This window comes from Rhodobacter viridis, assembly GCF_003217355.1.
GTDB lineage: Bacteria > Pseudomonadota > Alphaproteobacteria > Rhodobacterales > Rhodobacteraceae > Rhodobacter > Rhodobacter viridis.
In genome coordinates this window covers 289,414-313,903 of record NZ_QJTK01000002.1, presented here as the reverse complement: position 1 = coordinate 313,903, position 24,490 = coordinate 289,414, and the positions used below count along the sequence as shown (strand labels likewise).

The 24,490-nt window shown below is 65.3% G+C and carries 26 protein-coding genes and 1 tRNA gene; 7 read left to right on the top strand and 20 right to left on the bottom strand.

Annotated elements, in window-relative coordinates:
- Positions 1 to 27: 27 nt before the first annotated feature.
- A complete protein-coding gene (gene mutS / locus C8J30_RS04755) occupies positions 28 to 2,673 on the bottom strand; it encodes a DNA mismatch repair protein MutS (RefSeq protein WP_110804572.1) in 2,646 nt (881 codons plus the stop codon).
- Positions 2,674 to 2,784: 111 nt separating this feature from the next.
- Here mutS and C8J30_RS04750 point away from each other — a divergent pair, with 111 nt between their 5' ends.
- Genes C8J30_RS04750 through C8J30_RS04740 form a run of 3 tightly spaced genes read left to right on the top strand, consistent with a single transcriptional unit; the run spans position 2,785 to position 6,644 of the window.
- Entirely contained in the window at positions 2,785 to 5,052 is a 2,268-nt protein-coding gene (locus C8J30_RS04750) for an NADP-dependent malic enzyme (protein WP_110804571.1), read from the top strand.
- A gap of 54 nt (positions 5,053 to 5,106) precedes the next feature.
- A complete protein-coding gene (locus C8J30_RS04745) occupies positions 5,107 to 5,988 on the top strand; it encodes a PfkB family carbohydrate kinase (RefSeq protein ID WP_110804570.1) in 882 nt (293 codons plus the stop codon).
- Positions 5,985 to 6,644: a fumarylacetoacetate hydrolase family protein gene (locus C8J30_RS04740; protein WP_110804569.1), complete on the top strand. Its 660-nt coding sequence runs from the start codon at positions 5,985 to 5,987 to the stop codon at positions 6,642 to 6,644. The genes C8J30_RS04745 and C8J30_RS04740 overlap by 4 nt, the downstream gene beginning before the upstream one ends.
- Here the strand turns inward: C8J30_RS04740 and phoB are convergent.
- The 11 genes from phoB to tsaD all read right to left on the bottom strand — a co-directional run bounded on the left by phoB (position 6,629) and on the right by tsaD (position 16,587).
- Positions 6,629 to 7,321 (bottom strand): phosphate regulon transcriptional regulator PhoB, encoded by a 693-nt coding sequence (phoB, locus tag C8J30_RS04735; RefSeq protein WP_013069194.1) that lies wholly within the window; start codon positions 7,319 to 7,321, stop codon positions 6,629 to 6,631. The genes C8J30_RS04740 and phoB overlap by 16 nt on opposite strands.
- Before the next feature lie 3 nt (positions 7,322 to 7,324).
- The gene (gene phoU / locus C8J30_RS04730; RefSeq protein ID WP_110804568.1) at positions 7,325 to 8,035 is read right to left on the bottom strand and encodes a phosphate signaling complex protein PhoU; all 711 of its coding nucleotides are present in this window, start codon (positions 8,033 to 8,035) and stop codon (positions 7,325 to 7,327) included.
- 11 nt (positions 8,036 to 8,046) lie between these two features.
- The gene (pstB, locus tag C8J30_RS04725) at positions 8,047 to 8,844 is read right to left on the bottom strand and encodes a phosphate ABC transporter ATP-binding protein PstB (protein WP_110804567.1); all 798 of its coding nucleotides are present in this window, start codon (positions 8,842 to 8,844) and stop codon (positions 8,047 to 8,049) included.
- A 3-nt stretch (positions 8,845 to 8,847) separates the two neighbouring features.
- Positions 8,848 to 10,179, bottom strand: coding sequence for a phosphate ABC transporter permease PstA (gene pstA, locus C8J30_RS04720; protein WP_110804566.1), 1,332 nt, complete (start codon positions 10,177 to 10,179; stop codon positions 8,848 to 8,850).
- The gene (gene pstC / locus C8J30_RS04715) at positions 10,176 to 11,636 is read right to left on the bottom strand and encodes a phosphate ABC transporter permease subunit PstC (protein ID WP_110804565.1); all 1,461 of its coding nucleotides are present in this window, start codon (positions 11,634 to 11,636) and stop codon (positions 10,176 to 10,178) included. The genes pstA and pstC overlap by 4 nt, the downstream gene beginning before the upstream one ends.
- Positions 11,637 to 11,691: 55 nt before the next feature.
- Positions 11,692 to 12,747, bottom strand: a complete 1,056-nt coding sequence (locus C8J30_RS04710) for a substrate-binding domain-containing protein (protein ID WP_110804564.1) — start codon at positions 12,745 to 12,747, stop codon at positions 11,692 to 11,694.
- A gap of 109 nt (positions 12,748 to 12,856) precedes the next feature.
- On the bottom strand, positions 12,857 to 13,519 hold the full coding sequence (locus C8J30_RS04705) for a CbiX/SirB N-terminal domain-containing protein (RefSeq protein ID WP_110804563.1): 663 nt from the start codon (positions 13,517 to 13,519) through the stop codon (positions 12,857 to 12,859).
- Between the two features lie 322 nt (positions 13,520 to 13,841).
- Positions 13,842 to 14,261, bottom strand: a complete 420-nt coding sequence (locus C8J30_RS04700) for an EVE domain-containing protein (protein WP_110804562.1) — start codon at positions 14,259 to 14,261, stop codon at positions 13,842 to 13,844.
- Complete coding sequence (locus tag C8J30_RS04695; RefSeq protein WP_110804561.1) at positions 14,261 to 14,530, bottom strand: YciI family protein; 270 nt, start codon at positions 14,528 to 14,530, stop codon at positions 14,261 to 14,263. Before C8J30_RS04695 ends, C8J30_RS04700 begins: the two co-directional genes overlap by 1 nt.
- On the bottom strand, positions 14,531 to 15,487 hold the full coding sequence (locus C8J30_RS04690; RefSeq protein WP_110804560.1) for an NAD(P)H-dependent glycerol-3-phosphate dehydrogenase: 957 nt from the start codon (positions 15,485 to 15,487) through the stop codon (positions 14,531 to 14,533).
- Positions 15,484 to 16,587: a tRNA (adenosine(37)-N6)-threonylcarbamoyltransferase complex transferase subunit TsaD gene (gene tsaD / locus C8J30_RS04685; protein WP_110804559.1), complete on the bottom strand. Its 1,104-nt coding sequence runs from the start codon at positions 16,585 to 16,587 to the stop codon at positions 15,484 to 15,486. The genes C8J30_RS04690 and tsaD overlap by 4 nt, the downstream gene beginning before the upstream one ends.
- A 100-nt stretch (positions 16,588 to 16,687) precedes the next feature.
- Here tsaD and C8J30_RS04680 point away from each other — a divergent pair, with 100 nt between their 5' ends.
- The 4 genes from C8J30_RS04680 (at position 16,688) to C8J30_RS04665 (ending at position 20,178) form a co-directional block, all read left to right on the top strand.
- The gene (locus tag C8J30_RS04680; RefSeq protein ID WP_220033696.1) at positions 16,688 to 17,356 is read left to right on the top strand and encodes a uroporphyrinogen-III synthase; all 669 of its coding nucleotides are present in this window, start codon (positions 16,688 to 16,690) and stop codon (positions 17,354 to 17,356) included.
- A 155-nt stretch (positions 17,357 to 17,511) separates the two neighbouring features.
- Positions 17,512 to 18,606: a COG4223 family protein gene (locus tag C8J30_RS04675; RefSeq protein ID WP_110804557.1), complete on the top strand. Its 1,095-nt coding sequence runs from the start codon at positions 17,512 to 17,514 to the stop codon at positions 18,604 to 18,606.
- Positions 18,607 to 18,616: 10 nt separating this feature from the next.
- On the top strand, positions 18,617 to 20,059 hold the full coding sequence (locus C8J30_RS04670) for a heme biosynthesis protein HemY (RefSeq protein ID WP_110804556.1): 1,443 nt from the start codon (positions 18,617 to 18,619) through the stop codon (positions 20,057 to 20,059).
- Positions 20,060 to 20,102: 43 nt separating this feature from the next.
- A tRNA-Thr gene (locus tag C8J30_RS04665) sits at positions 20,103 to 20,178 on the top strand.
- A gap of 62 nt (positions 20,179 to 20,240) precedes the next feature.
- Here the strand turns inward: C8J30_RS04665 and C8J30_RS04660 are convergent.
- Genes C8J30_RS04660 through flgC form a run of 8 tightly spaced genes read right to left on the bottom strand, consistent with a single transcriptional unit; the run spans position 20,241 to position 24,490 of the window.
- The gene (locus C8J30_RS04660) at positions 20,241 to 20,819 is read right to left on the bottom strand and encodes a flagellar basal body-associated FliL family protein (RefSeq protein WP_110804555.1); all 579 of its coding nucleotides are present in this window, start codon (positions 20,817 to 20,819) and stop codon (positions 20,241 to 20,243) included.
- Between the two features lie 7 nt (positions 20,820 to 20,826).
- On the bottom strand, positions 20,827 to 21,552 hold the full coding sequence (flgH, locus tag C8J30_RS04655; RefSeq protein ID WP_110804554.1) for a flagellar basal body L-ring protein FlgH: 726 nt from the start codon (positions 21,550 to 21,552) through the stop codon (positions 20,827 to 20,829).
- 11 nt (positions 21,553 to 21,563) lie between these two features.
- Positions 21,564 to 21,989: a flagellar basal body P-ring formation chaperone FlgA gene (flgA, locus tag C8J30_RS04650; RefSeq protein ID WP_110804553.1), complete on the bottom strand. Its 426-nt coding sequence runs from the start codon at positions 21,987 to 21,989 to the stop codon at positions 21,564 to 21,566.
- On the bottom strand, positions 21,989 to 22,774 hold the full coding sequence (flgG, locus tag C8J30_RS04645) for a flagellar basal-body rod protein FlgG (protein WP_110804552.1): 786 nt from the start codon (positions 22,772 to 22,774) through the stop codon (positions 21,989 to 21,991). Before flgG ends, flgA begins: the two co-directional genes overlap by 1 nt.
- A gap of 12 nt (positions 22,775 to 22,786) precedes the next feature.
- A complete protein-coding gene (locus C8J30_RS04640) occupies positions 22,787 to 23,500 on the bottom strand; it encodes a flagellar hook-basal body complex protein (RefSeq protein WP_110804551.1) in 714 nt (237 codons plus the stop codon).
- Between the two features lie 3 nt (positions 23,501 to 23,503).
- Positions 23,504 to 23,770 (bottom strand): flagellar biosynthetic protein FliQ, encoded by a 267-nt coding sequence (locus tag C8J30_RS04635; RefSeq protein WP_110804550.1) that lies wholly within the window; start codon positions 23,768 to 23,770, stop codon positions 23,504 to 23,506.
- Between the two features lies 1 nt (position 23,771).
- Positions 23,772 to 24,068 (bottom strand): flagellar hook-basal body complex protein FliE, encoded by a 297-nt coding sequence (fliE, locus tag C8J30_RS04630; protein WP_110804549.1) that lies wholly within the window; start codon positions 24,066 to 24,068, stop codon positions 23,772 to 23,774.
- A gap of 26 nt (positions 24,069 to 24,094) precedes the next feature.
- On the bottom strand, positions 24,095 to 24,490 hold the full coding sequence (gene flgC / locus C8J30_RS04625; RefSeq protein ID WP_110804548.1) for a flagellar basal body rod protein FlgC: 396 nt from the start codon (positions 24,488 to 24,490) through the stop codon (positions 24,095 to 24,097).

Sequence of the window (24,490 nt, the reverse complement as noted above, 5' to 3'; positions counted from 1 at the left end):
CCCCAGCGTATTTGCGCCAAGAAGAAATCAATCCTTCAGCAGAGCCCGCAGGGCGTAAAGCGCGTCCATCGCTTCGCGCGGGGTCATCTCGTCGGGGTGGAGAGCGCGCAGATGCGCTTCGACCGCTGAAGACGCGGGTTGCCCCTTGGGCGCGGGCGGCGGCGGGGCCGCCATCGCGAAAAGCGGCAGATCGTCGATGATCGCCTGTTTCTTGCCGCCTTCGCGTTCGCCCTTTTCCAGCGCATCCAGCACCACACGGGCGCGGGCGACGACGCTTTCGGGCAGGCCCGCCAGTTTCGCCACCTGCACGCCATAGGAGCGGTCGGCCGCGCCCTTTTTCACCTCGTGCAGGAAGATCACCTCGCCGTGCCATTCCTTGACCGAGACGGTGGCGTTTTCGACGCCCGCGAGCTTCGCCGACAGCGCCGTCATTTCATGGTAATGGGTGGCGAAGAGCGCGCGGCAGCGGTTCACCCCGTGCAGGTGCTCCATCACCGCCCAGGCGATCGAGAGCCCGTCATAGGTCGCCGTGCCGCGGCCGATTTCGTCAAGGATCACCAGCGCCCGGTCGTCGGCCTGATTGAGGATGGCGGCGGTTTCGACCATCTCGACCATGAAGGTGGAGCGGCCCCGCGCCAGATCATCGGCGGCGCCGACCCGGCTGAAGAGCTGGCTGACAAGGCCGATATGGGCGCGCCGCGCGGGGACGAAACTGCCCGCCTGCGCCAGAAGCGCGATCAGGGCGTTCTGCCGCAGGAAGGTCGATTTGCCCGCCATGTTCGGGCCGGTGAGCAGCCAGATCGCGGGCGTCTGCCCGGAGGTCAGGCCGCAATCGTTGGCGATGAAAGGCTCGCCCTGCCGTTTCAGCGCGGCTTCCACCACCGGATGACGGCCGCCCTCGATCTCGAAGGCATGGCTTTGATCGACGGTGGGTTCGACCCAATCCTCGGCGGCGGCCAGATCGGCAAAGGCTGCGGCAAGGTCGATTTCGGAAAGCGCCCGGGCGGTTTCGGAAATCGGTCCGGCAGCGGCCAGAATCGCGCCTTTCAGGCTGTCATAGAGCCGCTTTTCGATCTCAAGCGCGTGGTTGCCCGCGTTCAGAATCCGGGTCTCCAGCTCGCTCAATTCCAGTGTGGTGAAGCGGACCTGATTGGCCGTCATCTGCCGATGGATGAAGCGGGCCGAGAGCGGTGGGGCGAGCATCTTCTCGGCATGGGTCGAGGTCGTTTCGATGAAATAGCCCAGCACGTTGTTGTGCTTGATCTTCAGCGACGAAATCCCGGTTTCGCTGATGTAATCGGCCTGCATCCGGGCGATGACGCCGCGGCCCTCGTCGCGCAACTGCCGGGTCTCGTCCAGTTCCGGCTCGTAGCCCGTCGCGATGAAGCCGCCATCACGGGCCAGAAGCGGCGGTTCGGCGACCAAGGCGGCCTCGAGCAGCGCCACAAGGTCATCGTGACCCAGAAGCCGCTGCCCGGCCTCGGCCAGAAGCGAAGGGGCCTCGGTCGCGGCCAGTCGCTCCGCGATGCGGCCCGCCTGTTCCAAACCGTTTCGGATCGCGGCCAGATCGCGGGGGCCGCCGCGGTCGAGCGCAAGGCGGCTGAGGGCGCGGTCGATGTCGGGGCAGCGGCGCAAATCGGCGCGCAGGTCTTCGGAAAATCGACCCTGTTCCAGCAGGAATCGCACCGCATCATGGCGGGCGTGGATCAGCGCAAGGTCGCGCGAGGGCGCCGAAATCCGGCGCTCCAGAAGCCGCGCCCCCCCCGCCGTCACCGTGCGGTCGATGGTGGCCAGAAGCGAGCCTTCGCGTCCGCCCGACAAAGCCTGCGTCAGTTCCAGATTGCGCCGTGTGGCGGCGTCGATCTGCACAAGGCTGCCCGCCTCTTCCCGAAGCGGACGGGCGAGAAGCGGCAGTTTTCCCCGTTGCGTCAGGTCGAGATAATCGACCAAAGCGCCCATCGCGGACACTTCGGCACGCGAAAACGCCCCGAAGGCATCGAGCGAGCCCACGGCGAACAGATCGCAAAGCCGCTTTTCCGCCCCCTGACTGTCGAAACTTGACCGCGCCAAAGGCGTCAGTGAGGCCCGCAGATCAGAGACTATTCCAGCACAATCGGCCTCTTTCGTCTCGCTCACCAGCACTTCGCGGGGGGCAAGTCGGGCCAGTTCCGGACCCAGACGGGGAAGCGGACAGGGCATCACCCGGAACTCGCCCGTGGAAATATCGGCCCAGGCCAAAGCCCCCTCGTCACGCACCTCGGCCCAGGCGGCGAGATAGTTGTGCCGACGCGCTTCGAGCAGGCTTTCCTCGGTCAGCGTGCCCGGGGTGACAAGCCGCACCACATCGCGCTTCACCACCGATTTCGAGCCGCGCTTCTTCGCCTCGGCCGGATCTTCGAGCTGCTCGGCGATCGCCACCCGGAAGCCCTTGCGGATCAGGGTCAGCAGATAGCCCTCGGCGGCATGGATCGGCACACCGCACATCGGGATGTCCTCGCCCAGATGCAGGCCGCGTTTGGTCAGCGCGATATCCAGCGCCGCGGCGGCCGCCACCGCATCGTCGAAGAACATCTCGTAGAAGTCGCCCATCCGGTAGAACAGAAGCGCCCCCGGGTTTGCTTCCTTGATCGCCAGATATTGCGCCATCATCGGCGTCACGGTTTCGCTGCTCATCGCACCCCCCAAGTCGCGCCAACTTATTAAACGCCGCACCCCCGTGCAAACCGATTGAGGCAGGGCCGCAAGGGGGATAAGGAAAAAGCGCCCATTGGAGGAGTTTGGCCCATGTCCACCAAGAACCGCGTCACGCCCGAAGAGGCGCTGGCCTATCACCTCGACCCCGTGCCGGGGAAATTCGAGGTCGTCGCCACGAAGCCGATGACCACGCAGAGGGATCTGAGCCTGGCCTATTCCCCGGGTGTCGCGGTTCCCGTCGAGGCGATCGCCGAACGACCCGAGACCGCCTATGACTACACCAACAAGGGTAACATGGTGGCGGTGATTTCGAACGGCACGGCGATCCTTGGTCTGGGCAACCTTGGCGCGCTGGCCTCGAAGCCGGTGATGGAAGGCAAGGCGGTTCTGTTCAAGCGGTTCGCCGATGTGAACGCCATCGACATCGAACTGGCCACCGAAGACCCGGAAGAGATCATCAAGGCGGTAAGCCTGATGGGCCCGACCTTCGGCGGCATCAACCTTGAGGACATCAAGGCCCCCGAGTGCTTCATCATCGAGCAGCGGCTGAAAGAGATGATGGACATTCCGGTGTTCCATGACGACCAGCACGGCACGGCGGTGATCTGCGCGGCGGGGCTGCTGAATGCGCTCGAAATCTCGGGCAAGAAGATCGAGGACTGCAAGATCGTGCTGAACGGCGCGGGCGCGGCCGGGATCGCCTGCCTCGAGCTGATCAAGACGATGGGCGCGCAGCATGACAATTGCATCATGTGCGACACCAAGGGCGTGATCTATCAGGGCCGCACCGAGGGCATGAACCAGTGGAAATCGGCGCATGCGGCGAAGACCGAGGCCCGGACGCTCGAAGATGCGATGAAGGGGGCCGACGTGTTCCTGGGCGTCTCGGCCAAGGGCGCGGTGACGCCCGAGATGGTCGCCTCGATGGCCGACAATCCGGTGATCTTCGCGATGGCGAACCCGGACCCGGAAATCACCCCGGAAGAAGCGCATTCGGTCCGCCCCGATGCGATCGTCGCCACCGGGCGCTCGGACTATCCGAACCAGGTCAACAACGTGCTGGGCTTCCCTTATCTCTTCCGCGGCGCGCTCGACATTCATGCCCGCGCGATCAATGACGAGATGAAGATCGCCTGTGCCAAGGCGCTGGCGGCACTGGCGCGGGAAGACGTGCCCGACGAGGTCGCGATGGCCTATGGCCGCAAGCTGGCCTTCGGGCGCGATTACATCATTCCGACGCCCTTCGACCCGCGGCTGATCCACATCATCCCGCCTGCCGTCGCCAAGGCCGGGATGGATACCGGGGTGGCCCGCCGTCCGATCATCGACATGGAGGGCTATGCGCAAAGCCTGAAGGCGCGGATGGACCCGACGGCGGCGATCCTGCAGGGCATTCATGCCCGCGCCCGTCAGGCGCAGGCGCGGATGATCTTCGCCGAGGGCGACGATCCGCGCGTTCTGCGCGCCGCCGTTGCCTATCAACGCGGCGGCATGGGCACGGCGCTCGTGGTCGGACGCGAGTCGCATGTGAAGGAACAGCTGGAAGCCGCCGGGATCGGCGACGCTTTCCGCGAATTGCAGATCGTCAATTCGACGAATTGCAAGCACATGGATACCTACAAGGACTTCCTCTATCGCCGTCTGCAGCGGCAGGGGATGGACCGGGAAGATGCGCACAAGCTGGCCACCCGCGACCGGCATGTGTTCGCGGCGCTGATGCTGGTGCATGGGCATGGCGACGGCATGATCACCGGGGCCACCCGGAAATCGGCGCATGTGCTCGAACTGATCAACAAGGTGATCGACGCCAAGCCCTCGGACGGGGCGGTGGGGATCACCGCGCTTCTGCACAAGGGCAAGGTCGTCTTCATCGGCGATACGCTGGTGCATGAATGGCCCGACGAGAACGATCTGGCCGATATCGCGATGGCTGGCGCCCGCGTGGCCCGCGGTCTGGGCATCGATCCGCGCGTCGCTTTCGCCTCGTTCTCGACCTTCGGCTATCCGGTGTCCGAGCGCGCGATGAAGATGCACATCGCGCCGCAGGTGCTGGATGAACGCGGCGTCGACTTCGAATATGATGGCGAGATGGCCGTCGATGTCGCGCTGAACCCCGAGCAGATGAAGCACTATCCCTTCTGCCGTCTGACCGGCCCCGCGAACATCCTTGTGGTGCCCGCACGGCATTCGGCCTCGATCTCGGTGAAGCTGATGCAGGAAATGGCGGGGGCGACAGTGATCGGCCCGATCCTGACCGGCATCCAGCATTCGGTGCAGATCTGCTCGAACCGTGCGACGGTGAACGACATCCTGCATATGGCGGCCCTGTCGGCCAGCCGTCTGGGGCTGAAACGCTAAATACCCCTCCGGGCCGGGGCGTCTCGGCCCGGGTCAAGACCCCGGAGAAGACCCATGACCATCTTCAACCTCGGCTCGATCAATGCCGACCACTTCTATCGCCTGCCGCATCTGACCCTTCCGGGAGAGACGCTGGCCGCTACCTCCTACGACCGGGGGCTGGGCGGCAAGGGGGCGAACCAGTCGGTGGCGGCGGCACGGGCCGGGGCGGTCGTGCGCCATATCGGTGCGACCGGAGCCGATGGCGCCTGGATGCGGGCGGAACTGGCCGCCGATGGCGTCGATTGCGCCCATGTGGCGGAAGCCGAGGTGGCCTCGGGTCATGCGATCATCATGGTCGATGCCTCGGGCGAGAATTCGATCGTGCTCTTTCCCGGGGCGAACCGGGCGGTGCCGCTGACGGCGCTCGAGGCCGCGATGGCCACGGCCGCCGCGGGCGACTGGATGCTGATGCAGAACGAAACCTCGGCCCAGGTCGAGGCGGTCGCGTTGGCGAAGGCCCGCGGCGTCAAGGTCGCCTATTCCGCCGCGCCCTTCGAGGCCGAGGCGGTGCGCAAGGTTTTGGCCGATCTCGATCTTCTGCTTTTGAACGCGGTCGAGGCGGCGCAGCTGTGCGCGGAACTCGGCACGACGCTTGACGCCCTGCCGGTCAAGGCGGTCTGCGTGACCCATGGCGCGAAAGGCGCGGTCTGGCACGATCTGGCGGGCCAAACCGCGCAGGAGCAACCTGCCTTCAAGGTGACGCCCGTCGACACCACCGCCGCCGGAGATACCTTTGCGGGCTATCTTGTGGCCGGTCTGGCCGAGGGGATGACACCTCCGCAGGCCCTGCGTCTGGCCGCCGCCGCTTCGGCGCTGAAAGTGACGCGCGCGGGCACCGCCGCCGCGATTCCGACCCGGGCCGAGGTCGAGACCTTCCTGAAAGACCGCGCATGAGCGGCTTCGTCTTCGCCCCTCCTGCCCCGGTCAGCCTTGCCGTCGCGGGAACCGAGGCGCTGTTCCCCGTCCGCCGCATCTTCTGCGTCGGGCGCAACTACGCAGACCATGCCGCCGAAATGGGCGCCGAAGTCGACCGCGAGGCCCCGTTCTACTTCACCAAATCCGCCCATGCGGTCACCGCCTCGGGCGCCACCATCCCCTATCCGCCCGGCACCGCCGATTTCCACCACGAGGTCGAACTGGTGGTGGCACTTGGCGAGGGCGGCGGCATTTTCGGCTGCGCGGTCGGGCTCGACATGACCCGCCGTGACCTCCAGGCGGCGGCCAAGGACAAACGCCGCCCCTGGGATACCGGCAAGGATTTCGAAAACTCGGCCGTGATCGCGCCCCTCAGCCAAGACTTCGCGATTGCCGATCAGGCGATTGCGCTGAGCGTCAATGGCACCCCGCGGCAGCAGGCGAAACTGTCGGACATGGTCTGGTCGGTGCCCGAGATCCTCGCGCATCTGGGCACGCTTTACACGCTGCGAGCGGGCGACGTGATCTTCACCGGCACGCCTGCGGGCGTCGGCGCGGTGCGGCCGGGCGATGTGCTGGAAGGCCGGATCGAGGGACTGGCCCCGGTCCGGCTCACGATTCAGCCGAGGGAATAACCCGTGCCACGGACGGTGCGGACCGGGTCCGCGCCGCCATTCACCATCAGCGCCTTGCGCAGACGGCCGACATGCACATCGATGGTGCGGGTATCGACATAGATATCGCGCCCCCAGACCCGGTCGAGCAGCTGATCGCGGGTCCAGACCCGGCCGGGCTTTTCCATCAGCGTCGACAAGAGCCGGAACTCGGTCGGGCCGAGTTTCAAGGGCTGGCCGTCGCGGAAAACGCGGTGTTCGGCGGCATCGAGAATGATGTCGTCGAAGACCAGCCGCTCGCCCATCGTCGCGGGCCGGGTGCGGCGCAGCTGCGTGCGCAGACGCGCCATCAGCTCGACCACCGAATAGGGCTTCACCACATAATCATCGGCGCCGGTTTCCAGCCCCCGCACCCGGTCGCTTTCCTCGGACCGGGCCGAGAGCATGATGATCGGGATCGACCGGGTTTCGGGATTGGCCTTGACCCGGCGGCAGATCTCGATGCCCGAGACATTGGGCAGCATCCAGTCGAGCACGACCAGATCGGGCTTTTCCTCGCGCAGGAACAAAAGCGCTTCGTCGCCGTTGACCGCCATCACGACCCGAAAGCCTTCGGCTTCCAGGTTGTATTGCAGAACTTCGCGCTGCGCCGACTCGTCCTCGACCACCAAAACACAGGGCTGTTGCGCGGGGCTCATCGATCAGCTCTCCAGCGGCTTGACGGCCAGCACACTGTCGGATTTCGGCCGCGGCTCCTCGGGCATCTGGCCGGTGACGAGATAGGTCACCTGCTCGGCGATCGAGGTGCACAGATCCCCCATCCGCTCGATGTTCTTGGCGATGAAATGCAGATGCATGCAGGGCGTGATGTTGCGCGGATCTTCCATCATGTAGGTCAGGAATTCGCGGAACAGCGCGTTGTACATCTGGTCGATTTCCACGTCGCGGGCGCGCACGTCGGCAGCCAGCTTCGCATCGCGCTGGATGAAGCTGTCGATCGCATCCTTCAGCATGCCCTCGACTTCCGAGGCCATGCGCCGGATCGCCCCCGAAGAGCCGTTGATCGACGGCAGTTCGCCGATCACCTTCGAGCGCTTGGCCATGTTCTTGGCATAATCGCCGACCCGCTCCAGATGGCCGGAGATCTTGATCACCGTCAGCGCGATGCGCAGATCGCTGGCATGCGGCGCCCGCAGCGCAATCAATCGCGCGGCTTCGGTGTTGATCTGCTCTTCAAGCAGGTCCACCTGCTTGTCGCGCTGACGGACGGTTTCCGCCAGTTCCTCGTCGCGCTCTTCCAGCGCCTGTGCGGCGTCCAGAACCTGCGTCTCGACGAGTCCGCCCATCTTGACGACCATCGCCTGAACGGACTCGAGATCCCGGTCGAAGGATGAAACGATATGTTGAGCCATGATGCCCTTCCTCAACCGATGCGGCCGGTGATGTAGCTTTCCGTGCGGGGATCGCGCGGATTGGTGAAGATCTGCCCGGTCTCGCCGAACTCGACCAGATTGCCGAGGTGGAAGAAGGCGGTGCGTTGGCTGACCCGGGCAGCCTGCTGCATCGAGTGCGTGACGATGACGACCGAGAAATTCGCCCGCAACTCGTCGATCAGCTCCTCGACCTGCGCGGTGGCGATCGGGTCGAGCGCCGAGCAGGGTTCGTCCATCAGCAGAACCTCGGGCGAGGTGGCGACGGCGCGGGCGATGCACAGACGCTGCTGCTGCCCCCCCGACAGACCGGTGCCCGGCGCGTTCAGACGATCCTTGACCTCGTTCCAGAGCGCGGCCTTGCGCAGCGCGCTTTCGACAACCTCGTCCAGCTCGGCCTTGTTGCGCACCAGCCCGTGGATTTTCGGACCATAGGCGACGTTGTCATAGATCGACTTCGGGAAGGGGTTCGGCTTCTGGAACACCATGCCGACGCGGGCGCGCAGCTGCACCGGGTCCACCTTCTTGTCGTAGATATCCTCGCCATCAAGCAGGATCGCCCCCTCGACGCGGCAGATGGCGATCGTGTCGTTCATCCGGTTCAGACAGCGCAGGAAGGTCGATTTCCCGCAGCCCGACGGGCCGATGAAGGCGGTCACGGTCTTGTCGAGGATGTCGATGTCGACATCCTTGATCGCATGGGAGGCCCCGTAATGCACCTGAACCTTGCGGGCGGTGATCTTCGTATCGGTGGCTTGCACGGCTCTCTCCGTCAGTCGCATGTTGTTCATCTCTTACCACCGCCGTTCGAATTTGCGCCGCAAGATCACGGCCAGGGAGTTCATCACCAGAAGGAAGACCAGAAGCACGATGATCGCGCCGGAAGCCCGTTCGACGAAGGCCGGATCGGCGCGTTGCGTCCAGTTGTAGATCTGCACCGGAATGGCCGAGGCCGGATCAAGAACGCCCTCGGGCGGGGCCCCCGGGTAGTCTTTCACGAAGGCGACCATGCCGATCAGCAGCAGCGGCGCGGTTTCGCCCAGCGCCTGCGCCAGCCCGATGATCGCCCCGGTCAGGATGCCCGGCACCGCAAGCGGCAGGACGTGATGGAAGATCGTCTGCGTCTTCGAGGCACCAACGCCCAGCGCCGCTTCGCGGATCGAGGGCGGCACGGCATTCAACGCGGCCCGGGTCGGAATGATGATCCGCGGCAGCGTCATCAGCGTCAGCACCAGCGCGCCCACCAGCGGCGAGCTTTGCGGCATGCCGGCGAAGTTGATGAAGGCGGCAAGGCCAAGGATCCCGTAGACGATCGAGGGCACGGCGGCGAGGTTGGCCACGTTCACCTCGATCAGATCGGTGAAGCGGTTCTTCGGCGCGAATTCTTCCAGATAAATCGAGGCGGCAACCCCGATCGGCAGCGCGAGGCAGAGCACGATCACCATCATGTAGATCGAGCCGAGGATCGCGACGCCCAGACCCGCGGATTCGGGACGCAGCTCCGAGGCGTCGGGGTTGGTCAGGAAGCCCGGATTGAAGGCCAGTTTCAGCATGCCCTCGGCGCGCAGCTTGTCGGCCAGTTGCAGCTGCTCGGGCGAGATGTTGCTGTCGAGCGCAGCGCTTTCCATCGTCACCCGGCCTTTGAAGAAGCCGTCGACCCGGCCCGAGGCCAGAACGTCATAGGTGATCGTCGTGCCGACGAGGCTCGGATTGGCCAGAACCATGTCGCGCAGCCCGGCAGGAGCCTCCTTCGAGATCAGCTCGCCGATCTGTTTCGACTTCATGCCGGGGGCGAGGTTCTTTTCGATCACCACCGCTTCCAGCGCCTTGGTGATCAGCTTGCCATAGGTGACGGTTGTCGCCTTGGCCATTTCGGCGGGGTCGCGATGCCCCTTCGGATCAAGCGCCTTGGCATCAAGGGTGATCGGCAGGCTCAGCACGCTCTGCCGGAACGCGCCCAGCCCCGAGCCGAGTACCGAAGACAGCAGCACGACGAGCGCCAGCAGGCCGATCGCCACCGCGGCGATGCCATAGATGCGGAAACGCTTCTCGGCGGCGTTGCGGGCCTTGGTGCGGGCATCGGCGGTATAAAGCGACCGCGGCGCGGGGGTCTCGACCATGGTCATTCGTATTGCTCCCGGTATTTGCGCACGATCACCAGCGCGAGGACGTTCAGCACCAGCGTGAAGACAAAGAGCGTCAGGCCGAGCGCAAAGGCCACAAGGGTTTCAGGAGAGGCGAATTCGGTGTCGCCGGTCAGCTGGCTGACGATCTTCACCGTGACGGTGGTCATCGCCTCGAACGGGTTCATCGAGAGTTTCGCCGCCGCACCCGCGCCCAGCACCACGATCATCGTTTCGCCAATGGCGCGCGAGGCGGCCAGCAGGATCGCGCCGACGATGCCCGGAAGCGCGGCGGGCAGGATCACCTGTTTCACCGTCTCGGATTGCGTCGCGCCCATGGCGAACGAGCCATCGCGCAAGGATTGCGGCACGGCGTTGATGATGTCATCCGACAGCGACGAGACGAAGGGAATGATCATCACCCCCATCACGAGACCCGCCGTCATCACCGAGGACGACGAAGACCCCAGCCCCAGCGGCTGCGCAACCCAGTCGCGCAGAAGCGGGCCGACAGTGATCAGCGCGAACAGGCCGTAGACGATGGTCGGAATGCCCGCCAGCACCTCGAGCAGCGGCTTGGCGATGCCACGGACCTTTTTAGAGGCATATTCAGCGAGATAGATCGCCGCGAACAGGCCCACCGGCACCGCGACGGCCAGCGCGATTGCCGAGACGTAAAGCGTGCCCCAGACCAGCGGCCAGATCGACAGCTCGGACCCGCCGCCGAATTTCGGGTTCCAGGTCAGCGAGAAAAAGAACTCCTGCGCCGGATAAAGCTGGAAAAAATGCACGGTCTGGAAGACGAGCGACAGCACGATGCCGATCGTCGTGCCGATGGCGACGAGCGAGGCGGCGATGAGCAACCAGCGCAGGAAGGTTTCCGAGACGTTGCGGGCGCGGAACTCGGGGCGGATGCGGAAGGTCGCAAAGCCGAACCCCGCCAGGGCGACGGCAAGCGTCGCGGCGGTCATGCCGACGCGGGCAAGCCCGGTCGTGTGGCGCCAGGCTTTCGCGGCCTCGAAGACCGAGGGCTGCACATCGGCGCCCAGCGCAACGCCGACATCGGCCATGCGCGAGCGAATGTCGCTCAGATCGGCGCGCATCTCGCTCAGCGAGGCCTCGGACATGGCGCCGCGCGCGAGGATCGTGTCGAGCCCGTAGGCGATACGGCGCACGTCCGCCATCACCAGATCGCGGCTCGAGCCCTGGGGCAGATCGGCCTCCGGGATCATCGACGAGATCCGCGTCTCGATCACGATCGGCTGCACCAGCAGCCAGACCGCCATCAGCGCCAGCGCGGGCACGCCGGTGAACAGCGCCACCGTCTGACCGTAATAACCGGGAAGGGAATGCAGAAGCCGCAGGTCCTTGCCGACCATTTGCAGCGCCCGAAAGCGGCCCAGAAAAAAGCCGCCACAGGCAAGGGCGAGCACGATCAGCGCAAGAAGACCGGGGGTCATGTGTTCATCCGCAACAAGGGAAAGGAGGCGCCCTTGGGCGCCCCCCGAGATCAGCTTACTTCAGCGGCCCCATCGGGGTTTCCGCCTCGACCATCGCCTGGGTCGCGGCCAGTTCCGGGTCCGACACGAGGCCATAGGCCGCCAGCGGGCCTTCCGGGCCAGCCATTTCGTCCGAGACGAAGAAGGTGATGAATTCCTTCAGGCCCGGGATCACGCCGAGATGGGCTTTCTTGACGTAGAAGTAGAGCGGACGCGAGACCGGATAGTCGCCCGAGGCGATGGTCTCGGTCGAGGGGACGATGCCGTCGATGGTGGCGACGCGCAGCTTGTCGGTGTTGTTCTGGTAGAACGACAGGCCGAACACGCCGATGGCGTTCTTGTTCGCGTCGATGCGCGAGAGGGTCTCGGTGTAGTCGCCGTCGATGTCCACGGCCACGCCATCGGTGCGCAGCGCGCCACATTTCTTCGCGACGTCTTTTTTCTTCGCATCCTCGTCGGCGCCTTCGGCGGTCGCCATGTAGAGGTCATAGGCGCCGGTGGCCTTGCAGCCTTCTTCCAGAACCTTGGTGTCGAAGACTTCGCGGGTGCCATGCTTGGTGCCCGGGATGAAGGTCAGGATGTCCTGCGCCGGAAGTTTGCCGTTCACCTCGGCCCAGGTCTTGGCGGTGTTGTCGACAAGCGCGCCGTCTTTCACCACCTTGGCCGAGATCGCGCCGAAGATGTCGGCGGGGGTGAAGGCGAATTCCGGGCCCTTGATGTCGCTGGCGAAGACGATGCCGTCATAGCCGATGCGGACTTCCATGATTTCGTCGACGCCGTTCGCCTTGCAGGTGTCGATGTCCGACTGCTTGATGCGCGAGGACGAGTTGGCGATGTCGATGGTGTTTTCGCCGACGCCTTCGCAGAGCTTCTTGCGGCCCGCGCCCGAACCGCCACCTTCGACGACCGGGGTCTTGAAGTCGAAGTTTTCGCCGAAGGCTTCGGCGACGATCGTCGCATAGGGCAGGACGGTCGACGAGCCGGCAGCCTGGATCTGGTCACGCGCCGAAGCGGCGGTGGCCGAGGCGGCGACGAGAGCAAGCGCCGAAACGCCGAATTTCACGAAAGTCATGGATCACTCCTGAAGATCTGGAAGGGCCGTTAAGACCTTGGCAATCCCTCTAGGCTCGGGTCGTGACGCTTATGCAAAAGATATGTGACAGCTGTGTGACAAACCACAGTCATGCGCGGCGCAAGGCATCCGCGATCAGATCAGCCGCTTCCGGGCGCTCGCCGATGGCGGGCAGCAGCTGCCCGCGATAGCCCGCCTGCGCAAGGGCTTCGGGGATGTCGCGATCGACATGGCCTGCCCGCAGCGCAAAGAACGGCAGGCAGATCGCCTCGGGGTGCTGGGCCGCAATGTCGCGCAGATGCGGATCTTCTTCCAGAAAGGCCGGGGCAATGCGCCGTCCCGGCAGGCTGTGACTGATCCGCTCGGCCATTGCCATCGTCGCCATGCGCGAGCTGCGCGCGACCTGCGAACCGTGGGCACAAAGAATCAGATCGCCCGGACCGGCCTCGGTCACGGTCTTGATCACCAGCGCAGACAGGGCCGGATCGGCGCCAAAGGGCGACAGAATCGCGGCCCGACTGCCCAGATCGGCCAATCGGCGCGGCAATTGCCGCGAGGTGAACCAGCCTTCGGCCATGAAGAACGGATAGATTCGCGCCCGCGGCAGGGTCTCGAGCGCGCGGGCCAGCGCCCCCGGTTTCGCCAGCGTCGCCGAAATCACGCGCATCTCGGGCACATGCGCGGCAACCTGCGCGGCCAAAGCCGCCAGGGCGGCTTCTGCCGGGTCGGGGTTCGAGGGGAAACCGTGGGCGACGAGGATGAAATCAGACATTCTGAGAAAGCTAGTCCGAACGGCCAGCACGGCAAGTCGGCGGCAATCTGGTTAATCGAAGGTTTCCACTAAGCCTTTGGAGTTACGAAAGATTGTCTGAATTGTCCGGTTGCGGGGAATCACCCCGTCGCATAGAAATAGGTCAACGGCCAGGACGGCCAGGACCCGATTACAGTTTCACGTGTGGTGCGTAGGGGAGCACGTGGGGTGAAGGAGGGTCCTGGTAGGGGTGCCGGGACCCTCCGCTTATTTCGGGGGGCTTTTCTGTTTCCCGCGACGACAGTCGCAGCAGGATCGGCCCGAAAGCCGCAGCATGATCCGCTCAGGGATCGATGCCGCCAAGCGCGCAAACGATCTTCCACTCTTCATCCGTGACCGGCTGCACCGACAGGCGCATGCAGGTCACCAGCGCCATCTGCGACAGCCGCGGATCGGCCTTTACCGCCGCGAGCGTCACCGGCGTCTTCAGTGGCCGCACGGCGCGAATGTCGACGCAATCCCAGCGCGGATCATCGGTGGTCGAATCGGGGTGGCTGAGCGCGCAGACCTCGACGATGCCGACCACTTCCTTGCCGATGTTCGAATGGTAGAAGAACCCCTGATCACCGATCTGCATCGTTCGCATGTTGTTGCGCGCCAGATAGTTGCGCACCCCATGCCACTCTTCGCCGACCGCGCCCTTGGCCACCTGCATGTCCCAGGACCAGACGTTGGGCTCGGATTTGAAGAGCCACTTCGCCATCAGCCGATCACCTTTTTCCACTCGGTGACGCTGACGCTGTCAAAAAGCCCGGCTGCCGCATAGGGATCGCCCGCGGCCCAGGCCTGTGCGGCCTCAAGGCTGTCACATTCCACGATCACCAGCGAACCGCACATCTGTCCGGCTTCCAGAAACGGCCCGGCCATCTTCACGATGCCGGTCGACTCGATATAGGCCAGATGCGCGGCGCGGGTGTCGAGCCGGGTTTGCAGCGCCCCGGGTTTGTCCTTGCAGATCACGGCGTAAAGCATTCATTCCTCCTTCAGCGGGCGAGAGAGCAGCGCCGTAACGGCGTCGGAAACGGAAATCTCGCGCGCGCAGAGCGCGGCGATCATCGCGGCGATCGGCATGTCGATGCCGTGGCCTTGCGCCAGCCTGGTGACGGCCTTGGCGGTCGCAGCGCCCTCGACGGTCACGCCGGGATCGAAATCGGCACCACTGCCAAGCGCGATGCCATAGCGGAAGTTGCGCGATTGCAGCGAAGTGCAGGTCAGCACCAGATCGCCAAAGCCGGACAGGCCCATCAGCGTCTCGGGCCGGGCGCCCAGTTTCATCGCAAGCCGGTTCATCTCGGCAAAGCCGCGGGTCATCAGCGCGGCACGGGCGGAATCACCCAGGTTGGCGCCAATCACCACCCCGGCGGCGATGGCGATGACATTCTTCAGCGCCCCGCCCAGTTCCGCGCCAATCGTATCAGTCGTGCGGTAAAGCCGCAGCGTCGGAGTGGAGAGCCGCGCCTGCAGCCCGGGCGAATCCGTCCGGCAGGCCAGCGTCAGGGCGGTGGGCAGACCGCGGGCAATGTCGGCGGCAAAACTCGGGCCGGTCAGAACCGCGGCCCTGGCCCCGGGGCAGGCCGCCTCGATCAGTTCGACCGAGCCGCGCCCGGTCGCCAGATCGATCCCCTTCGAACAGGAGACCAGCACCTTGCCGTCGAGCAGCGCGGCGTTTTCGCTCAGGAACCTGCCCATCTTCTGCATCGGCACGCCGAGCAGAACCACCTCGCAGCCCGCGGCATCGGTGATCTCGGCGGTGACGGTCAGGCATTCGGGCAATACCGCCCCGGGCAGACGGCGGGTGTTGCGCCGGCTTTCCTGCATCTCGGCGACATGGGCGGCATCGCGCGCCCAGAGCAGCACCGGCCCGCGCTGGGCCAGCGAAATCGCCAGAGCCGTGCCGAAAGCCCCTGCCCCCAGAACCGCAATCGTCATGCCTTGGCCCCTTTCTTGCCCGATCCGAGCATCGCGGGCGCGGTTGCGTCAAGCGGCCAGCGCGGCCGGGCGATCAGATCGGCCTCGGTCGCGATGCCAAGCCGGAACCGCTCGATCCCCGCCCAGGCGATCATCGCCGCATTGTCGGTGCAAAGCCGCAGCGGCGGCGCGGTGAAGCGCACGCCCTGCGCCGCGCAAAGACGCTCAAGCGCCGTGCGGATCGCGGTATTCGCCGCCACCCCCCCGGCCACGGCCAAGGCGGGCTGTTCCGGTGCGGTGTCGAGATAAACCGCAAGCGCACGGCGGGTTTTCTCGGCCAGCACATCGGCGATCGCCTGCTGAAAGCCTGCACAAAGATCGGCACGGGTCTGCCGATAAAGCCCGCCATGCCCCGCAATCTCGGTATCGCGGGCGCGCAGAAGCGCGGTCTTCAACCCGGAAAATGACAGATCGCAGCCGGGACGATCCAGAAGCGGACGGGGAAACCGGAAGGCCTTCGGATTGCCCTTGGCGGCCTCGGCCTCGACCGAGGGGCCGCCAGGCTGCGGCAGGCCGAGAAGTTTCGCCGCCTTGTCGAAAGCCTCGCCCGGGGCATCGTCGATCGTGCCCCCCAGACGCGAAAAACTGTCCGGCCCGCGCACCAGCAAAAACTGGCAATGCCCGCCCGAGACGAGCAGCATCAGATAGGGAAAGGCCAGCCCATCGGTCAGCCGCGGCGTCAGCGCATGGCCCGCCAGATGGTTCACGCCGACAAGCGGCAACCCGGTCCCGGCCGCCAGCCCACGGGCGCACATCACCCCCGACATCACCCCGCCAATCAGCCCCGGCCCCGAGGTCACGGCGATGCCATCGAGATCAGAGAGCCGCAGCCCGGCCTCGGCCAAAGCCTCCTCGACGCAGGTATCAAGCTTTTCGGCATGCGCCCGCGCCGCGATCTCGGGAACGACGCCGCCAAAGGGCGCATGCAACGCGGTCTGCCCCGCCACGACCGAGGCCAGCACCGTGCCATCCGCACGCACCACCGCCGCGGCAGTGTCGTCGCAGCTCGATTCAAGACCTAGGAAAGTCAGGGGGCCAAGGAAAGTCAGGGGTCTGGTCATGCTCTGGTCGTTGCGCGGGGTCAGCCTTGCAGGTAACACCGGCTCAGGCATCGCACAACCCGAGGCGCCGATGAGCCCAGCTTCCCGACCGCCGCTATTATTGACCCGCCCGCGCGCGGGATCGGAGCGTTTCGCCGCGCAGTTCCGCGCCCGGATGGGGGCGGATTGGCCCGTGGTGATCGCGTCGCTTCTGGAAATCGAACCGACGGGGGCAGAGCTTCCCGCGGCAAATGCGCTCATCTTCACCTCGGAACAGGCGGTGAAACCGCTGGCCGACAGCGCTTTGGCGGGCAAACCCGCCTTCTGTGTCGGCGAACGCACGGCCGCCGTCGTGCGGCAAGCCGGGTTCCCGGTTCTGGCCACGGCCCCCGATGCCGAGCATCTGTTCGACGTGATCCTGACCGCCCCCGATCCGGGGCCGATCCTGCATGCGCGCGGCAACGAGAGCGCCTTTCCCTTGGCAGAGCGGCTCTCGGCCGCCGGGCGGCAGGTGGCCGAGGCGATCGTCTACGCGCAGCGTCCCCAGCCCCCCGCGCCCGAGATGCTCGCGCTGTTCGCCGCGCCCGGCCCGGTTCTGGTGCCGGTCTTTTCGCCCAACAGCGGCAAGTTGCTGGCCGCCGCCGCGCAAGGCGCCCGTGCCGAGTTGCGGCTGGTGGCGATTTCCGAAAAGGCGGCGCGATCTTGTACCGACCTGCCTGCGACAACGCTGCAGATTGCAGCACGCCCCGATGCCGAAGCGCTGCTGGACGCACTTGTCGCACTGACCTGAGAGCGGTTGAGGTTGAGCCGGGCCGAAGCGCTCAATAGACTGCCGCGAAATTGAAGAAATCGCGCCGCGTTGCGCGACTTGGAGGAGTGTCCATGGCGAACCCGGACGAGACGGAGCGTGACAGCACAGCAGAGATTGCTGCGCAAACCCCTGAAATGTCTGACAAAGACGCAGGCAGCCCGGGCGCGGACGTGACGGAGGCCAAGACCGAAGCCGCAGCGCCCGCCGCACCGGAACCGGCGTCGAAACCCGCAAGCGAATCAGCTCCGGCGAAACCGAAGCCGGTGCAACAACCGCCGCGGGGCGGCATGTCGGTCGTCTGGGGCGGCATCATTGCCGCAGTGATCGGCTCGGTCGGCACGCTGGTCGTGCTGCCGAAACTGCCGCCCGAACTGCGCGACAAGGTGCTGCCGGGCGCGCAAAGCGAGGTCGAAAAGACCCTTGCCGATCAGACCGCGAAGCTCGATGGCGTGATCAAGGCGATGGCCGAACTGCAGGCGGGCAATGCCGGCGTCGCGGCGCTGCAGACCGCGGTGGGCGATCTCACCAGCAAGGTGCAGACGCTGGAAGCGCAGGGCGGCACCGCCCCCGCCGCGCCGGTCGATCTGTCGGGCGTGCAGGGTCAGATCGACGCGCTGAAGGCGATGGTCGAAAAGAGCCCGGCTTTTGCGTCGCAGCAACAGCTGGAAGCGGCAACCGCTGCGGCCAAGGCGCAGATTGCCGCGGCCGAAGCCGAAACCGCGAAGATCCGCGCGGAATCGGAAGCCGCCGCGAAGAAGGCGATCGCGCAGGCCGCTGTCGCCCGTGTGGCGGCTGCCTTTGAAACCGATGCGCCGATCGACGGTGCGCTCGGTGATGTGGCCGCCGCGGGCGTCTCGGTTCCTGACGCGCTGAAGGGCGCCCTGCCCTCGATCGCCGCGATCAAGGCCGCCTTCCCCGAGGCCGCGCGCAAGGCGCTGACCACGGCGCGCAAGGCCACCGCGGGCGACACCATTCAGGACAAGCTTGGCTCGTTCCTGCTGGCACAAACCGGGGCTCGCTCGCTGACCGCGAAGGACGGCACCGGCCCGGATGCGGTGCTCTCGCGCGCGCAAACCGCGGTCGATGCGGCGCAATTCGACGCGGCACTGACCGAAATCGGCACGCTGCCCGAAGCGGCGCAGGCCGATCTGCAATCCTGGAAGGACATGGTGGCGCAGCGCGCGAGCGCGCAGGCCGCCATCGCCGACCTGACGCAATCCGTGCAATGAGGGGACGGCGATGATCTGGTCTTTCATTAAAATCTCGCTGTTCGTCGCCATCGTGGTCGGGCTCGCCTTCGGCGCCGCCTGGCTCTCGGATCTGGGCGAAACCATCCGCATCGTCGCCTTCGGGATCGAGCTGAACCTGGGCGCGCTGCAAGCGGTGATCCTGGTCGGGCTCCTCGTGATCGCGATCTGGCTGGCGCTGAAGGTGCTCGGCTTCGTCTTCGCCTTCATCCGCTTCGTGACCGGCGACGAAACCGCGATCAGCCGCTATTTCGACCGCAACCGCGAGCGCAAGGGCTACGAGGCTCTCGCCGAGGGGATGCTGGCCGTCGCCTCGGGCGAATCGAAGCTGGCGCTGTCCAAGGCCAACAAGGCCGAGCGCTACCTGCGCCGCCCCGAGCTGACCAACCTTCTGACCGCGCAGGCGGCGATGATGAACGGCGACAGCCGCAAGGCCGAAGAGGTCTATCGGAAGCTTCTGGCCGATCAGCGCACCCGCTTCGTCGGCGTGCAGGGCCTTTTGTCGCAGAAGCTGGCCGAGGGCGACACCGATACCGCGGTGAAGCTGGCGCAAAAGGCCTTTGCGCTGAACCCGAAGAACCTCGAGGTGCAGAACACGCTATTCAAGCTGCAGACCGAGGTGGGCGACTGGAAAGGCGCGCGTGACGTGCTGCTGGCGAAGATGCGTCAGGGGCAACTGCCGAAGGACGTGCACAAGCGTCGCGACGCTGTGCTGGCGCTGCAGGAGGCCAAGGCGGTTCTGGATGGCGGCACCTCGATCGAGGCGCAGGAAGCGGCCATTGCCGCGGCCAAGGCTTCGCCTGACCTCATTCCCGCGGCGGCGATGGCGGCCAAGGCGCATTACGACAAGGGCGATGCGAAATCGGCGACCCGCGTGCTGCTGAAGGCCTGGGAAGCGCAGCCGCATCCGGATCTGGCGGCGGTCTTTGCCTCGATGGTGCCGGGCGAATCAGCGACCGAGCGTCTGAAGCGCTTCGAAAAACTGCTGTCGCTGCGCCCCGATCACGAGGAAACGCGTCTGCTGCGCGCCGAGCTTTGCATCGCGGCCGAGGATTTCCCGGCGGCCCGTCGGGCATTGGGCAATCTGGTCGAAAGCAACCCGACCTCGCGCGTGCTGACGCTGATGGCGGCGATCGAGCGCGGCGAGGGCGAGGACGACGCGGTGGTCCGTGGCTGGCTGTCCAAGGCGCTGACGGCGCCGCGCGGCAAGCAATGGTGCTGCGACAAGTGCCAGAACATCCAGTCGCAGTGGGGCCCGGTTTGCGACAATTGCGGCGGCTTCGACACGCTGAGCTGGCGTGAACCGGCGCATAACAGCATGCCGTTGCCCAATGGCGCCGAGATGCTGCCGCTGATCGTGCCGAAAGGGACGAAAGCCGATGCGGGCGAAACACTTGAAGGAACAGCCCGCGCTGTGAGCGAACGCGAAAAATAGGGCTACACATCCCCGCAAGGGCGTGCTAACTGCGCGCCACAGTGCCGGTGTAGCTCAGCTGGTAGAGCACGTCATTCGTAATGATGGGGTCGGGGGTTCGAGTCCCTTCACCGGCACCACTGAACAAAAAGGCTGGCAACCACGGTTGCCAGCCTTTTTGCTTTGAAAGCCGTGGAAGCGGTTACTGCGAATCCTGCCGGGCGATATCCGAGATCAGCACGTTCAGCACCAGATCCCCCAGCACCCCCTGCGACGCCTCGGTCAAAGCGCGGCGCAGGTCGGTCATGTTGGCCGTATCGGTGAAGGAGCCTTCAAACCCGCCCGCATTGGCATGATCGAAAAGAACCTGCAGCAGCACGTCGCGCAGCTTCGGTTCGGCGGCATAGACCTTTTCGGTGCTGCCCACCGTCACCTCGAGGCTCAGCGAAAGCACCACCAGCGAGGCGACCGAGCCCTTCTTGATCACCGGAATTACGAACTGGTTGTTCAGCTTCACATATTCGATCGTCGGCGCGCCCTCTTCGCCCTCGGCGCCAGCTTCCCCCTCGCCACCGGCATGCTCTCCAGCGGCTTTCTCGGGCGCGGCATGCTCGCCCTTGGGCTTTTCCTTGCCTTCCGCCGGGGCCTTTTCGCCCTCGGCTCCGGCTTCGGCAGCCGCTTCCTCCGGCGGAGGTGGCGGCGGCCTCAGGAAGTAGCCCGCTGCCCCGCCTCCGGCGAGCCCGATCAACGCAAGCACAACGGGAAGAATGATCTTCAGCATGGAAACCTCAGAACGGAAGAAGGATGTCGGCGACCTGCTGGCCATAGCGCGGCTGCTGCACGTCGGTGATCTGACCACGGCCGCCATAGGAAATCCGCGCGCCGGCGATCTTGTCGTAAGTGATCTCGTTCTGGCGGCTGACGTCTTCGGGCCGCACGAAACCGGTCACGATCAGCTCGCGCACCTCGAAGTTCACCCGGACCTCCTGACTGCCCTGGATCCGCAGCACGCCATTCGGCAGCCGGTCGAGCACGGTGGCCGCCACGCGCAGGGTCAGCTTCTCTTTCCGCGCCACCGAGCCATCGCCCTTGTAAGACGAGGCGGAACTGGTCTCGTAGGCGCTGTCCATCGAGGCACCGCTCGGCAGTTGCGAATTCAGACGCTGCGGAATGCCGAACATCGAGGGCACCCCCATCGTGTCGGAGCTGGCCCGCGACCGGTCCGAGGTGTTCGAGATCTCGGCCTTGTCGTCGATCTCGATCACCACGGTCAGGATGTCGCCGCGCGTCGCCGCGCGACGATCACCCAGCAGCGAGCCGCGATTGCCCGACCAGAGCGAGGCCTCCTGCGCCTCGGTCTGCGGCGCGATATCGTCCGGCATCGGCGGGCTGTTCATGGCAAAGAACTCGTCGCTGCCTTCGACAGTCTTGAAGTCCGGAGCCTTGCCGACCTGCTCGAGCCGACCACAGGCGGCCAACGAAAGGGCCATGAGGACAAGAAGGATGGAGCGCATGGAACGGACTTTCAGTGAGGTTGGACATAAGCGACGCCATCGGCGCCAATCATCGCGAAAAGGGTTGCCTTGGAGGTGATGTTCATCACCCGGATCGTCTCGCCCACCGCACCGCGGTCGAGTGCGCGCCCCTCGGTCGTGATCGAAAGGCTGCCATCCTGATAGGCCAGCGGCACCATCTGGTTGCGTTCGACGACGGCAGGCGGCACCAGATCTGCGGCGCTGATCGGTTGTTGCGGATAGATCGCGATCCGGGTCTCGAGCCCGATCGCCGCCATCGGATCGGTCAGGGCACCCGGCACCTCGTCCTCGGCGAAGGCCAGATCGGATTCGGTGATCACGGTCTGCGCCCGCAGCGTGCGCGCGGCCACAACCGAACCGGCTTCGGCCAGGGCGGGAAGACCGCAAAGCAGAAGGGAAAGGGCCAACCGGATCATCAGCGCACCTGTGTCGTCGCTTGCAACATCTCGTCGACGGCGGTGATCACCTTGGCGTTCATCTCGTAGCCGCGCTGCGCCTTGATCAGTTCGGTGATCTCGCGCACCGCATCGACCGAGCTTTCCTCGAGATAGCCCTGCTTGATCACGCCCAGCCCGCTGGTGCCCGGCACCACCACGGTCGGCGCCCCGGAAGCCTCGGTTTCAAGGAACAGGTTCGAGCCGATCGCCTCGAGGCCCTTTTCGTTGGTGAAGCCCGCCAGCGTGATCTGGCCCAGCAGCTGCGGCTGCACCTGATTGTTGAAATAGGCATAGACCTCACCCGCGGCGTTGATCGAAATCGTCGTCGCGTCGGACGGCAAGGTGATGCCGGGCACCAGCGGATAGCCATCCGAGGTGACGATCTGACCATCGGCCGAGCGCTTGAACCCACCGTCGCGGGTATAGGCCGAAGCCCCCGAAGGCAGGGTCACTTCAAAGAAGCCATACCCGTCGATCGCCATGTCGAGATCGCCGCTGGTCTGGGTCAGCGAGCCCTGCGCCAGGTTGATGCTGACCGCGGTCGGGCGCACACCCAGACCGATCTGCACGCCGGCCGGCACGATGGTGCCATCGTTGGCGGTGATCGTGCCGGGACGGGTCGCCTGCTGATACATCAGATCGGCGAATTCCGCGCGCCGGGCGTTGTAGCCCGTGGTCGACATGTTGGCGAGGTTGTTCGAGATGACTTCGACCCGCATCTGCTGGGCGCTCATCCCGGTGGCGGCAATCTGCAGGGCGCGCATCGGGGATCTCCTTTACTTCAGCGTCGAGATGACGTTGCGAATGCGTTCATCCTCGCGGTCGAGGAAGTTCTGGCCCAATTCGTAGGCCCGCTGCACCTCGACCATCCGGGCGATCTCGGACACCGGATCGACGTTCGACTGCTCGACGAAGCCCTGCATGACACGGGCGTTTTCGGCAGGAACGGTACCCTCGGGCACAGCGAACCGGGTGCCCGCCTGAAGGCTGAGCGAGGTGGAATTCTGAGGATCGTAAAGACCAAGCTGTGCCAGCGGTTGCCCCTTGGCCGAAAGCGTTCCGTCTTCGGCGATGGCGATCGGCCCCTGATCAGCGGGCAGAAAGATCGGCGAGCCGCCGTTGTCCAGCACGCGGAAGCCCTCGGGGGTGACCAGCTCGCCCTCGGAGGAGCGCATGAAACTGCCCGCACGCGTCAGCTGATTGCCGTCGGGCGTTTCGATCATGAAGAAGCCCTTGCCCTGAATGGCAAAGTCGAGCGGGCTGCCGGTCGAGGCAAGCGGGCCCTCTTCGAAGTTGATCGTGCGTCCGTTGGCATAGCCCATCGAGAGCGAGGGCTCGTTGCCATCAAGCGAATCGACGTATTCGGAGAACACCACCCCTTCGCGACGGAACCCGGTGGTGGTGATATTCGCCATGTTGTTGGCGACCACCTGCATCTCGCGCATCAGGCCGGATTGGCGCGACAGGGCCGCATAGATCGTATTGTCCATGGCTCAGCTTCCGACAATGAGCGGGATGATCCCCGACTTGAAGAAATCGACGAGGGTTTCGGACATGAAGGACATCGACACCCAGAAGACGACGAGCATGGCGCCGACCTTCGGCACGAAGGTCAGCGTCATCTCCTGAACCGAGGTGAGCGCCTGAAAGAGGCCGATGGTAACCCCGGCGACGAGTGCCACGATCAGCATCGGCGCCGAGATCATCACCGCGATCCAGAGACCTTCCCGCATCGCGTCGAAGAAGACGGTGTCGGACATCTCACACCGGCATCCGGAGAATTTCCTGATAGGCCTCGACGACCTTGTTGCGCACCGTCACCGCGGTCTCGACCGCGAGTTCGGTCTGGGCGAGGGCTTGCACCAGCGTATGCGGATCGGCATTGCCGAGCATCGCGGATTTCGCCGTCTCCTCGCTGTGCTGCATCGTTTCGAGGAAGCTCGTGGCGACCTTGCCGAGTCCACCGCCCTGATCGGAAACGGTGCTGTCAGACAGGGGCGTTGCGGCTGAGCGGGCTCGTGCATAGCCTTGTGCCGCGACAGAAGTCTTGATGTCCATTCTGGACCTCCTTCGTCTTCAGGGTTTCAACGACGCAGCAGATCGAGCAGAGAGGCCGACATCTGTCGGGTCTGATCGAACATTCTGAGGTTCGCCTCGTAACTGCGCTGCGCTTCACGCGCGTCTGCGATTTCGACCACCAGATCGACATTCGAGCCGTCATAGTAGCCGTTCTTGTCGGCCAGGGGGCTGCCCGGATCATAGATGCGGGACAGGTCCTTCTGGTCGAGTTCGACGGGACCGAGTTGCACCCCGGTGGCCGCGCCGTCGTCCTGCGCCGCCACTTCCTCGAATTGAACGACCTTGCGGTGGTATCCGGGGGTGTCGGCGTTGGCGATATTCTCCGACACATGGCGCAGGCGCATCGATTGCGCCTTGAGGCCAGAGGCGGAAACGGAAAGCGTGGATGTGAAGTCGCCCAT

Bases quoted from the DNA above. Each gene is read 5' to 3' on its own strand.
- mutS (WP_110804572.1), bottom strand. From the start codon at position 2,673: ATGAGCAGCGAAACCGTGACGCCGATGATGGCGCAATATCTGGCGATC.
- C8J30_RS04750 (WP_110804571.1), top strand. From the start codon at position 2,785: ATGTCCACCAAGAACCGCGTCACGCCCGAAGAGGCGCTGGCCTATCAC.
- C8J30_RS04745 (WP_110804570.1), top strand. From the start codon at position 5,107: ATGACCATCTTCAACCTCGGCTCGATCAATGCCGACCACTTCTATCGC.
- C8J30_RS04740 (WP_110804569.1), top strand. From the start codon at position 5,985: ATGAGCGGCTTCGTCTTCGCCCCTCCTGCCCCGGTCAGCCTTGCCGTC.
- phoB (WP_013069194.1), bottom strand. From the start codon at position 7,321: ATGAGCCCCGCGCAACAGCCCTGTGTTTTGGTGGTCGAGGACGAGTCG.
- phoU (WP_110804568.1), bottom strand. From the start codon at position 8,035: ATGGCTCAACATATCGTTTCATCCTTCGACCGGGATCTCGAGTCCGTT.
- pstB (WP_110804567.1), bottom strand. From the start codon at position 8,844: ATGAACAACATGCGACTGACGGAGAGAGCCGTGCAAGCCACCGATACG.
- pstA (WP_110804566.1), bottom strand. From the start codon at position 10,179: ATGACCATGGTCGAGACCCCCGCGCCGCGGTCGCTTTATACCGCCGAT.
- pstC (WP_110804565.1), bottom strand. From the start codon at position 11,636: ATGACCCCCGGTCTTCTTGCGCTGATCGTGCTCGCCCTTGCCTGTGGC.
- C8J30_RS04710 (WP_110804564.1), bottom strand. From the start codon at position 12,747: ATGACTTTCGTGAAATTCGGCGTTTCGGCGCTTGCTCTCGTCGCCGCC.
- C8J30_RS04705 (WP_110804563.1), bottom strand. From the start codon at position 13,519: ATGTCTGATTTCATCCTCGTCGCCCACGGTTTCCCCTCGAACCCCGAC.
- C8J30_RS04700 (WP_110804562.1), bottom strand. From the start codon at position 14,261: ATGGCGAAGTGGCTCTTCAAATCCGAGCCCAACGTCTGGTCCTGGGAC.
- C8J30_RS04695 (WP_110804561.1), bottom strand. From the start codon at position 14,530: ATGCTTTACGCCGTGATCTGCAAGGACAAACCCGGGGCGCTGCAAACC.
- C8J30_RS04690 (WP_110804560.1), bottom strand. From the start codon at position 15,487: ATGACGATTGCGGTTCTGGGGGCAGGGGCTTTCGGCACGGCTCTGGCG.
- tsaD (WP_110804559.1), bottom strand. From the start codon at position 16,587: ATGACCAGACCCCTGACTTTCCTTGGCCCCCTGACTTTCCTAGGTCTT.
- C8J30_RS04675 (WP_110804557.1), top strand. From the start codon at position 17,512: ATGTCTGACAAAGACGCAGGCAGCCCGGGCGCGGACGTGACGGAGGCC.
- C8J30_RS04670 (WP_110804556.1), top strand. From the start codon at position 18,617: ATGATCTGGTCTTTCATTAAAATCTCGCTGTTCGTCGCCATCGTGGTC.
- C8J30_RS04660 (WP_110804555.1), bottom strand. From the start codon at position 20,819: ATGCTGAAGATCATTCTTCCCGTTGTGCTTGCGTTGATCGGGCTCGCC.
- flgH (WP_110804554.1), bottom strand. From the start codon at position 21,552: ATGCGCTCCATCCTTCTTGTCCTCATGGCCCTTTCGTTGGCCGCCTGT.
- flgA (WP_110804553.1), bottom strand. From the start codon at position 21,989: ATGATCCGGTTGGCCCTTTCCCTTCTGCTTTGCGGTCTTCCCGCCCTG.
- flgG (WP_110804552.1), bottom strand. From the start codon at position 22,774: ATGCGCGCCCTGCAGATTGCCGCCACCGGGATGAGCGCCCAGCAGATG.
- C8J30_RS04640 (WP_110804551.1), bottom strand. From the start codon at position 23,500: ATGGACAATACGATCTATGCGGCCCTGTCGCGCCAATCCGGCCTGATG.
- C8J30_RS04635 (WP_110804550.1), bottom strand. From the start codon at position 23,770: ATGTCCGACACCGTCTTCTTCGACGCGATGCGGGAAGGTCTCTGGATC.
- fliE (WP_110804549.1), bottom strand. From the start codon at position 24,068: ATGGACATCAAGACTTCTGTCGCGGCACAAGGCTATGCACGAGCCCGC.
- flgC (WP_110804548.1), bottom strand. From the start codon at position 24,490: ATGGGCGACTTCACATCCACGCTTTCCGTTTCCGCCTCTGGCCTCAAG.